Below are 11,245 nucleotides of genomic sequence, written 5' to 3'. Positions count from 1 at the left end.
TTGACGTGGGCGTCCAGAAAACCCAGCGGCTTGCCCGGTTCCAATGCCTCCAGCCACAGCGACACCTTGGCCAGCTCGACCGCCATCGGGTTGAGGTCGACGCCGTAGATGCAGCGCGCGACCACCTCGTGCAGCGCGTGCCGCACCGCGTCGATCGTCGGCTCCGGGTTCTGCTCCCGTACCGCAGCCACCCGCTTGGCGATTCGCCGTGCCGCAGCCACCAGGAAGTGGCCCGAGCCGCAGGCCGGGTCGCAGACCGTCAGCGATAGCAGTTCCTCCACGATGGCATCGCGGGCGTCCGGCTGACCCGAGCGAGTCGCCCGGATCTCGCCCCGCTTCACCGCGTCGTCGATCACCGGGTCCAGCGCCGAGTCCAGCAGGCACTCGATCAGCGAGGACGGCGTGTAGTACGAACCCGTCGTCTTTCTCGCGTTGCCCGCCAGCTCGACCAGCTCAAAAGTGCGCTCGGTCGCGTTGTGCTTCGGGACCAGCTCCAGCAGCGACTCGTAGATCGAGCCCAGCTCCTCCGCATCCAGGTGGCGGTAGTCCACCACCCTATTGCGCTTGCTGCTCGTGTCCCGCACGATCGACAGGGCCCGGACCGCCTCCAGCAGCGGCTCGTTCGACAGGGACAGGCCGTGGAGGACCTTGTCCGCCTCCGTGTCGTCGAAGATTCCGCCGAGCCCCGGCAGGCCCAGCTCCAGCAGGCCGTCGTCGTTACCGAGACCCGACAGCACGAAGCGCAGCGCCTGGTACAGGTCGCCGTGGGCCGTACCCCGACGCCGCTGCGCGTGGCGGCGGAGGCGGGCCGAGGAGAAGTACGCCGCGTACCGCTCCTTCGCCGTCTCACCCGCCGACGGGGACAGCAGGACCTCGCGGTCCTCGGCCACGAAGAGGAACAGGAGCCGGTAGACCAGGCGCAGCAGCGCGTAGTGGAAGGTCTTGACCTCCAGGCTCTCCCTCAACTCCCGGTTCTCCGGGTGCTTCAAGAACCCCGTGCCCAGCGTCGTAATCGCCCGCTGCACACCCTTCCTCAACTGGTCCAGCGCCCGCGTGCCCTGGGCGATCGCCTCCGTGCGCCACTTCTCCAGCCAGCATGTCGATGGCGCCGCGTCCTCCGCGACCTCGAAGCGCGACACGTGCAGCAGCCGGTACAGCAGCACGAACTCGCTGAACAGCTCGCCGTCGAAGATCGCCTCCAGGTCGAACTCGACGTACGACGCCGTGGCGAGCGCGCTGGAGTCCCGGAGCAGGCGTATCTGGCGGCCGTTCGTGAGGATGCCCCACAAGTGGGCCTCGGTCCGGTTCAGGCACTCCTGGAGCATCGACTGCGGCGGCATAGTGCCCGCGCCGCCCGGTCGTTTGTCCAGGTTGGCGTTCCATGCCACCTGGTGGATGAGCGCGTGCTGCCAGCGGTGTGAGACCTCGAACCGCTTCTCCGTGTCCGAGTCGGCCGTGACGCCGTCTGTGCCGATCGGCGTCAGGCGGCCGAAGCCGAGTTCCCGCCACAGCGGCGCCAGCCAGTCGGCACCCGCACGGCCGGTCGGGTCGGTCGCGGGCAGACCGGTCTGCCTGTCCTCGGGGAGGTGCTTGCGCAGCTCGCGCCAGAGCGGCTTCAGGTACTCCCAGCTGCGCTCCGCCTCGTCCCGTACCGAACGCGACGACGGCAGGCCGTAGTCGGCGGGCTTCGAGCCCGGGACGTCCTTGCCCTCGGAGATGCGCAGCAGCATGTCGGCCGGCAGCAGACCTCCGACCGTGTGGACGGCGGTGAACACCTGGTTGCGGGTCGTGGCGGACATCAGGCGGACGCTCCAGAGACAGCGGCAGGGGCAGGAGAGGAAGCAGAGGGGTTGGCGGGCAGGTACAGGTACGCGCCCAGGACGTCGGCCGGCTTCTGGGCCGTCACCGACAGGCCCCGGACGATCTCGCCGGAGGCCTGGCGCACCCGGCGGTGCGAGGCGTCCAGCTCGGCGGCCAGTTCCTCGCCGTACGTCTCCAGATGCCCTACCGCGTCCGGGAGTTGGTCAAGGATGCGCTTCATCATGCGCTCGCCGAAGTGCGGGTCCGTGTTCTCGGACGCCGTCGCGTCCAGCAGCGCCGTTGCGCGCTCCTGGGACAGCCACACGGCGTTCTTCGGGGAGCCTTCGAAGGCCAGCAGCCGCGCGTCCTCCGCCACCAGCTGCTTCTCGCCGCTGCGCGACGGCAGGGTCAGGTGGAAGCGGTAGCGGACCAGCAGCAGGGTCGTACGCGTCGTCACCGCGTCCGTCGTCACCACACCGCAGCGGCGTGCCGGGCGTGCGCCGTCCGCCTGGGTGTCCAGTGCCGCGTTCAGGACGTGCGATGCGAGCGTGCCCACCACAGGGTCCGTGCGCACCAGAGCGGCCTCGCCCCGCGCCACCGCCGGGTCCGTCCGGAACGGGATCGGCCGGTCCTGCTCGATCACCTCGGCGCCCACGGCCGTCGCCAGCGCGTCTCGCAGCCCCGCCGGCGTACCGCCCATCTGGGCCGTGAAGTCCTCCGACGGGTCGGCTCCCCGCAGCACCGCACCCAGCGAGCCCAGCGCCTCCCGTACGAACGTCCTCACCTCGCCCGTACCGCCCAGCGCATCCCGGATTGCGGCGACCTCCCGGGCCACCTCCTCCGGGTGGATCGAACGCTGCGCGAACCGCGAACGCGACGCTTTCTCCCGCTCCGCCGCCGAGTTCCAGTCACTGTCCAGCTTCGCCGTGCTCACCTTGAACGCGTCCGCGCTGAACAGGGCGTCCTCGTTCTCGCGGCCGCGCATCAGCAGCCACTCCACGATCGCGTCCGTCACGCCCGTCGACAGCTCGTCCGGGACGGACACCGAGATGCCCAGGTCCTTCTTGATCTGGCGGTGCTTCTTGATGAGGACTTCGAGGACCTTGCCGTCGATGCCGTTGTCGTCGCCGTACAGGGTGATGACGCGGACCTCGTCGCGGCGCTGGCCGTAGCGGTCGACGCGGCCCTCGCGCTGGTCGTGGCGGGTGGGGTTCCACGCCAGGTCGTAGTGGACCACCGCGTCGAAGTAGTGCTGGAGGTTCACGCCCTCCGACAGGCAGTCCGTGGCGATCAGCACCCGGCGCGCGGCGGCGTCCTCGCCCGCCTCCGTCGCCAGCGCCTCGATGTTGTCGATGCGCTGCTGCGGCGACAGCTCGCCCGTGACCGCCTTGACGACCGTCTTCGCGCCCAGCGGGCCGCGCTTCTTCGTCTCCGGGTCGTTCGCCAGCTGCTCGGCCAGGTACTTGGCCGTGGGGATGTAGCGGCAGAAGACGATCGGGTTGTAGCCGTCTGAGAGCAGGCCCTTGAGGTGCTTGATCAGTGCCTTCAGCTTGAGGTCCTGCGCAGGGCCCTCCAGCTCCTCCGCCCGGTCGGCGAGTTCGGCCAGGCGCGAGCGCGGATCGTCGGCCTCGATCTCCGCGCCGGGTGCTACATCCATGCCCTCCATCGAGTCGCTGTCGGCCGCGTCGCTGTTCAGCGGGGCACCGAGCTTGTCGGCCTCCTCCGCCGAGGACGCGACCGCCGCCGCGGACCTCGTGCGGAGCGTCTGAGCCGCCGCCCGCGGGGACGACACCAGCGAGCGCAGCAGCGCGATCGCCGACCACCACGCTATTCGGGCCTCCCTCCGGCCCCGGCCGTCCGCCTCCTCCACCCGCTCGCTCGCATAGGCGATCGCGTCGTCCAACAGGGCCCGGTACTCCGGGGACAGCTTGTACGTCTCGTCCTTGAAGTAGCGGTCCGAGGGGAACGCGGTGCGCTCCGCAAGGGAGTCGTCGGCCAGGCCGTCCTCCTTGGTGAGGTACTGGCGGACGTCCGCGCGCTTGCGGGCCACGAAGTGCTGGGCCAGCAGCTTCCGGCCCCTCTCCGACTCCAGGTTGACGTGCGCCAAGTCGGGCTTGACCAGGCCCAGCAGGTTGCGGAACGCGGATTCCTTGCCGCTGTGCGGCGTCGCCGTCACCAGGAGCAGGTGTCGTTCCTCGTCCTCGGCGACCCGCCGCAGCAGCTCGTAGCGGAGCTGGTTCTGCGCGCCCGTCTTGGTGTCGTCGGCCGCCACGCACGTGTGCGCCTCATCGACGATCACCAGGTCGGGACAGTGCCGTACGAAGTCGTCGCGGTGGCGGGTGGACTTGATGAAGTCCGTGGAGACGATGACGTTCGAGTACCGGTCGAAGAGGGACTGGCCGAGGTCCAGGCCCCGCTCCAGGCGCGTTACCGTCGACGACAGCACCAGCTCCGCGTCGATGCCGAACTTGCTGCGCAGTTCCTGCTGCCACTGTTCCGCGAGTGCGGGGGAGCACAGCACGGCCAGGCCCGACGCCTCGCCCTGTGCGAGGAGTTCGCTCGCGATCAGGCCCGCCTCGACGGTCTTGCCGATGCCGACGTCGTCGGAGACCAGCATGCGGACCGTCTTCTGACGCAGTGCCATCAGCAGCGGGACGAGCTGGTACGCGCGCGGCTCCACGGCGATGCCGGCCAGCGAGCGGAAGGGGCCCGCGCCCGAGCGGAAGCCGACCCGCAGGGCGGTGCGGAGCAGGCCGGCCGCCCGCTGGTCGCCGAGGTCGCTCGGCTCGGGCGCGGCGAACCGGGCCTCCTCGACCGTCTCGAAGACCGGGAACACGGCGGCGATGTCGTCGTCCGAGCCGCCGAGCGGGCGCAGGACGAGCAGGTCGGGCTTGCTCTCGGGGAGCACCACCCATTCGCGGCCGCGGGCCTTCACCAGGGAACCTGCGGAGTACGTGAGTGCCATGAGTGTTTTTGAGTCCTCAGGAGAAGGCGGTCGTCAGTTGGCGGTCGGCGTGCCGAAGTAGCGGGCGTTGGCGGCGGCGATGGCGTCCCAGTCGTCGCCGTGCGCGAAGCGGACGACATCCCAACTGGCGTTGAAGAGACGGTCCTCGGCGTCCTCGTCCCGGAAGGCGTCCTGCTCCTTGTCGGGTGTGTCGACGAAGACGGCCACGTTTCCGCCCGGGAGCCGGTACACGAAGTCGGGCATCGCGTTCGCCTCGGTGAGGAAGGGGCCCGCCTCGTCCGGCAGGTGCAGTCCCCGTGCCTTTGCCCAGCCCAGGAAGTCACCGCGCGCGGCCAGTTCGGCGGCGGCCGTCGCCTCGACGGCCGTCGGCGCCGCCGGGGTCTGGTCGAGCAGTCGCCGGTACTGCTCCGACCGGGACTCGCCGCGTGACTCGCGCTCCGCCGTCGCCGAGGCGAACCGCACCAGCAGGTGCCGGGCCGCGTGGCGGTTGATCAGCGCGTGGTCGAGCTGGTTGCCGTACGTCAGCAGGCACTCGTAGCAGCCCAGGGCGCACGGGCGGTCCGGGTGCGGGCCGCCCAGGTCGGTGCCGACCTCGTCGAAGTGGCAGATCGACAGGGCGCACTGGGCCGCCTTCGCCAGGGCGTCCGGCTCGGCCTGGAGGCGGCGCAGGACGCCCGCGCCGCCCTCGGCGGCCTCCATGAACAGGAACCGGCCCCGGGGTCCGCCGTCCGGCGGCAGCAGCTCGCTGGACAGCTCGGCGTCCTCCAGCTCGAACGCGGCCTCGATGCCCCGCTCCAGCGCGTACATGAGGGACAGCGCCTCGGGCTCGGGCAGGGCCTCGTCGAGGGTGACGACGAGGATGTTGCGGCGGTCCTCGACGTACGGGATGACCCGCTTCTTGCGGCGCCGCTCCTTGCCGTCCTCGTCGACCACCGGCAGCTCGCTGGAGTCGCCGGAAGCCTCGGCGGCGTCCTTGTCGTTCATCCAGCGGCCGTCGGCGAGGTCGAGCCAGTAGCCCGCCGGTTCGTCCTTCTTGGCGCGCACCCTGCCGAGGTTGGTGATGCGGACGGTCGCCGAGTCGCCGTAGGCAAGGTCGGCGAGCGGCGCGTCCGAGGCGTCCGTGACGGAGGCGTTGAGGCGGCCCTTGCGGGCGCCGTGGTCCTGGAAGCGGTACGACATCTCCAGGCGGAAGCCGGCCCGGCGGCGCTCCTCCTCGTCGGAGGAGATGCGCTCCCGGCGCGTGGTGTAGACGGTGTGCAGCTGGAGCAGCCCATGGGTGGCCGCGCCCAGCGGTTCATCGCACATGTGGCAGCGGTCCTGGCGCTCGGCCGGGTCGTGGTGGTAGCCGCAGTGCGCGCAGCGGCGGGCCTCGCTGGTCGCCAGGTCACCGGAGGAGTCCGGCGGCAGCTGGATGCGGGTCACCTGGTAGCGGGCGCCCTCGTGATAGATGAGCGCGCCGGGGCCGAACTCGCGGATGGCGAGGAAGCGGGGACGCTGGAGGTAGTCGCCGTCGCCCCGGCGGCGACCGATGGTCGGGATGTAGGCGGCCAGCGGCAGGCGCGGGAAGCTGTAGCCGGGTAGGAAGCCCTCGGAGGCCAGGTAGCGGTAGGGGTTGAAGTCGGAGAGCACCGACTTGCTGTCCACGCTCTCGTTCATCAGCAGGTTCAGCTGCGTCTCCGCCTCACGGCGGCGGGCGTTGGCCCGGTTGCGGTCGCTCTCGGTCAGGCTGTAGTCCAGGCGCCGCTTGTTCTGGATGTACTGGTCGTCGAGCGCCGCGCGGAACAGCTGCCGCCACCGGTCGAAGGCCCGGTCGAAGCGCTCCGGCACCGTGCGGACCCGGTCCTGGATCCAGTCGTCGTGCCACCACGTCGTGTCCGCGAAGTCCGGGAGCAGCGGGCCGAGCACCCGCAGGGCCGCGTCCACCGTGCGGTGCTGGGCGGTCTCGTCCAGGGAGGCGTCGAGGATGTCGGGAAGCAGCTTCAGGGCGGGGTTCGGGCGGTCGCCGGTGTCCGGGTGCGACACGTCCAGGACCTCGGGTATCGCGCGGCCCAGCTTCAGGCCGGCCTCCGCGATCCATATGCCCTGCAGATGGGAGAGGACCAGGTCCTCGTTGGCGAGATCCAGGCGCGGGGGAGCCACCGCGCCCGCCACCATCCGCTCAGAACGGCGGAAGTAGTACTGGTCGTGGCTGTTGCCCGTCGCGCAGTACGTCGTCACCAGCGCGGGCTGGCCGCTGCGACCCGCGCGGCCGGAACGCTGCGCGTAGTTGGCGGGCGTGGGCGGCACGTTGCGCATCATCACCGCGTTCAGGGAGGAGATGTCGACGCCCAGCTCCATCGTGGGGGAGCAGTACAGCAGCTTCAGCTCCGCCTTGCGGAACGCCTCCTCGCGCCGCTCCCGCTCCTCCGGAGCGACCTGGGCGGTGTGCTCGCGGGCGAACAGCCCGGACAGCGCGCTCGCCGCCTCCTGGTACAGGTCCCGGAAGAAGGTGTTCACGCGCGGGCCGTCGCCACTGGGGTAGGTGCGGGTCAGCGGGTCGTGCGTGCCCGTCTCGCCCTTGCCGGCGCGCCAGATCAGCGACTGGGCCGCCACCCGGTAACCGGTCGTGACCGGCGTCGTCGGCCTGCGGTAGCGGCCCGCGCGCTGCGGGGCCTCCGCCACCTCCTTCACCAGGCCGTTGGCGGCCAGCACCTTCAGCAGTTCCGCGATGACGAGCTGCAGATCGTCGGGGGAGAGGTTCTTGAACGAGGCGTCGGCGCGCTTGAGGTACTTGCCGAACTTGCCGCGCGCGGAGAGGAACAGGCCGGAGCGGTCCAGCCCCCGGCCCGACGGGTGTGGGTAGGCGGTGCCCACGCGCGGGCGGTCGGAGGCCGACAGCACCCACGGGTCCACCAGCCGCTCCTCGCTCGCCCGCTGCAACGCGTCGAAGTCGTCCCGGAAGTACGACACGTCGATGGCGAGCGAGCGGCGCATCTCGTTGAGCAGCACCTTCATGATCTCGGCCCGCAGGGCCGGATCGGCGTCCCGCAGGACCGCGTGGGTGTGCGCCCAGCGGTCCTGCTTGTCCGCGACCCAGCGCAGGTCCGCGTAGTCGATCTCCAGCAGACCGGTCTGCTCCAGGTTGGGCATGGTGATGCGCCAGCCGCGCTCCAGGTCGAGGTAGAGCCGGAAGGCGACCACGTCGCGCAGGGTCTTGGCGGCCGACTTGGCGAGCGTCGGGGGCTGGTCCGCCTCGCCGGTGTAGTCCACGGGACCGATGCCGAGCGCGTTCGTCACCGCCGAGGCCAGCTCTTCATGAGTGAGGCCGTCCTCGCCCGCGTCCAGGGCGGCCCGGTACAGCGCCCCGCGCAACTGGGTGATCTGCACGAAGTCGTTGAAGTGACCGGCCTGGAGCGATGCGTCCTGGCGGTTGTCGACGAAGGTCAGAAGCTTGCGGGCCTCCTTGTCCAGCGCCTCCTCCGGCACCGACTTCAGGGACCGCACCACCGATGCCGAGATGAGGGAGGTCGCCGAGGAACGCCCCTCCTGGTCCAGCGTCGCCAGCTTGGCGAAGTCCCGGCCGCGCGTCTGCTCGTAGGCCACACCACAGTGCAGGCAGAACAGGAAGGGGGAGGGGATGAACGCGGCCTGCAGCTCGCCCCGGCCCTCGTAGCCGAGCGGGTCCACGGTGACCGCGCGCGGCATCCGGTCGCGGTACGTCTTCCTGACCACCTCCTGGCCCTTGTCGTCCACCTCCAGCCAGGACTCGGGCAGTCGGCGGTCGTCGACGGCGTACTGGACGCTGGACGGCCAGGGCCGCTCCTGGTCGATGAAGAGGTAGCCGTCGCCCTGGCGTCCGCCCGTGGCGGAGGTGTCCCGGCGGGCCTCGTAGCGCACCTCGCCGTCCTTCTCGGTGCGCCAGACAGTCAGGTACTCCTGGCCGCACTCGCGGCAGAAGGCCAGCGGTATCAGCAGCTTGCCGCCGCTGCCCGGTTGCTCCAGCTGGTAGGCGCGGGTCAGGTGGCGGGAGAGCTTGTCCTCCAGGGTGACGTACACGGTGTCGCCCTTGGAAAGGAACTGGTGCAGACGGAACGCGAACAGGGGACGGTCGGTGACCGGATGCCGGGCCTGAGAGCCGGCTTCCAGGGTCGCCTCGATGGCCTTCGCGCAGTCGTCCTTGGCCACCCCCGACTGCTCCGCCAGTTCGCGTGCCGCGACCTCGATCTTCGTGGGCCGGCGGCGCACAAGCCGGCCCGTGGACTCGTCCGTGGCGAGGCCGAACCGCGTCTCGATCCAGCGGGCCAGCGGATCGCGCACCAGATCGTCGTAAGCGCGCGGCGCCGCCGGCGAGGACAGGCGTTCGGCGGGGACGGTGTCGGGAGCCTCGTCGGTGGCGCGTACGAGCGTCTCGCCGATGACGTGCTCGGGGCTGACCGTCGTGCCGAATAGCCGGCTGGCCACGTCGGCGACCACCTTCTTCTGGTCCTCGACGGTGCCCTCCGTCGACATGGTGGCCGAGGTGCCGATGCACTGCACATTGGGCGCCTGGCAGGCCTCGCGGACCCGGCGGATTAGGAGGGCCACGTCGGCGCCCTGCCGGCCGCGGTAGGTGTGCAGTTCGTCGAAGACCAGGAACTCCAGACCCTTGGCCATCTTGATGAGGCTGGCCCGGTCGGCGGGCCGGGTCAGCATCAACTCCAGCATCACGTAGTTGGTGAGCAGGATGTCCGGCGGGTTGTCGCGGATCTCCCTGCGCTTCTCGTCGTCCTCCTGGCCCGTGTAGCGGGCGAAGGTGACCGGCTCGTGGCCCTGGCCGTACCCGTCGCGCAGGTACTTCTCCAGCTCCTTGAGCTGGCTGTTCGCCAGAGCGTTCATCGGGTACACGATGATGGCGCGCACCCGCTTGACGGCCTTGGGACCTTCCGCGTCCCGCTCGTGAAGTACGCGGTTGACGATCGGGACGATGTACGACAGCGACTTGCCGGAGCCGGTGCCGGTCGTCAGCACGTACGAGGCGCCGCGTGCGGCGGCGTCAATGGCCTCGCGCTGGTGCCGGTGGAGGGTGAGCGGCCGCCCGTCGGGAACGGTGCCGCCCTCCGTCTTGCCGGCCTGGAAGATGCGGGCGCACTCGGGGTGGAGGACCTCGTCCCCGACCAGTTCGGCGACCGTGCCGCCGCTTTGGAAGAACGGGTTGAGCGACAGCCACGGGTCCGGCCACTGCGACTTGTCGTCGAGGTCCTTCTCCACGAACGCGGCGATACGGTCGTCGCGGATGACGGTGCCGCCCTCGGTGAAGTCGCGGTAGTCCTTGATGAGGGCGCGGTGCACGCCGAAGACGTCCATCGCCGTGCCGGAGGCCGTGACGGGTGCCGGTCGTGGGGTGGGCGTGGACGGGGAAGCGGCCGTGCGGGCGGCGCTTGCGGCCAGGGGCCGTGTCGGGTCGAGAGCGCTCCAGTGGGGGAGTTGCGGCGTGTCACTTGCCCCGACGGCGAGCGAACACAGGGCCTCGTGGACGTCGGCCGCGCTCGCCGGACGGTCGGCGGGGTCCTTGGCGAGCAGCCGACCGACGAGTCGGATCAGCTCGGCGGGAATGTCGCCACGGATGACGCCGAGGGGTGTCGGCTCGGTCTCGAGGTGCTTGCGGGCGAGTTCGAACGGCGACTCGCTCACGAAGGGCGGTACACCGACGAGCATTTCGTACAGCACACAACCCAGCGCGTACAGGTCGGCGGCCTGGGTCACCTGCCGGGCCTCGAACTGCTCGGGCGCCATGTAGCGGGCGGTGCCGACACTGACGCCGGTGCTGGTCAGCCGTGCCTCGTCCGGGTTGTCGACGATGCGGCCCATGCCGAAGTCGAGGACCTTGACGGTTCCGCCCCGAGTGAGCATGACGTTCGCGGGCTTGAGGTCGCGGTGCACCACGTCAGCCGCGTGAGCGGTGCTCAGGCCGTCGGCTATCTGGGCCCCGATCGCTGCCACCCAGGAGATGGGCAGCTGGCGCTCTTCCTCGATGAGGTCGCGCAGCGTCTCACCGTCCAGGAACTCCATGGCCAGATAGGGCAGTCCGCCGTCCGTACTGATTCCGCCGGCGATGAGCCGGGTCAGGTTCGGGTGTTCCAGGCGGCGCATGATGCGCACCTCTCGGGCGAAGCGCTCGACGGCCTTGTTGTCCGCGCCGGTGTCGATCAGGCCACCGGTACGGCGGCGAAGGATCGTCTTCACGGCGACCCGGCGTTCGGCGCTGCCCTCCGGGGCCTGCAGGTCCTCGGCCCGGTGAACCTCCCCCATGTTGCCCTTGCCGATGACCCGCCCGATGCGGAATCTGCCGTCGACGAGCTCCTGTCTCACTGCCGCTCCCCCTGTCCTGCGCTCGCGTTCCCGCGCAGGAACGCGCCCTCACCTGTCGCCGCACGGCCCCATCGTGTCGGAACGGACAGTGAGGCAGTCGTCACCGTACACGATTCAGGTCACTTCTGATAGAGGCTAGACCTGTTGACATCG

Annotated in this window: 3 protein-coding genes; all 3 read right to left on the bottom strand. The window is 70.4% G+C overall.

The window, feature by feature from the left end; translation table 11 throughout:
* A partial coding sequence (locus VXC91_RS27175) for a DNA methyltransferase (RefSeq protein ID WP_329509971.1) occupies positions 1–1,799 on the bottom strand: 1,799 nt, incomplete at its 3' end.
* A complete protein-coding gene (locus VXC91_RS27170; RefSeq protein ID WP_329509970.1) occupies positions 1,799–4,765 on the bottom strand; it encodes a helicase-related protein in 2,967 nt (988 codons plus the stop codon). The genes VXC91_RS27170 and VXC91_RS27175, both read right to left, overlap by 1 nt.
* 33 nt (positions 4,766–4,798) lie before the next feature.
* The gene (locus VXC91_RS27165) at positions 4,799–11,092 is read right to left on the bottom strand and encodes a protein kinase domain-containing protein (protein WP_329509969.1); all 6,294 of its coding nucleotides are present in this window, start codon (positions 11,090–11,092) and stop codon (positions 4,799–4,801) included.
* Between the last annotated feature and the right edge of the window lie 153 nt (positions 11,093–11,245).

It is taken from the genome of Streptomyces chiangmaiensis (assembly GCF_036281785.1).
GTDB lineage: Bacteria > Actinomycetota > Actinomycetes > Streptomycetales > Streptomycetaceae > Streptomyces > Streptomyces chiangmaiensis.
Note: the sequence above shows the minus strand (reverse complement) of the source record. Positions and strands in the feature narration are given on the sequence as shown.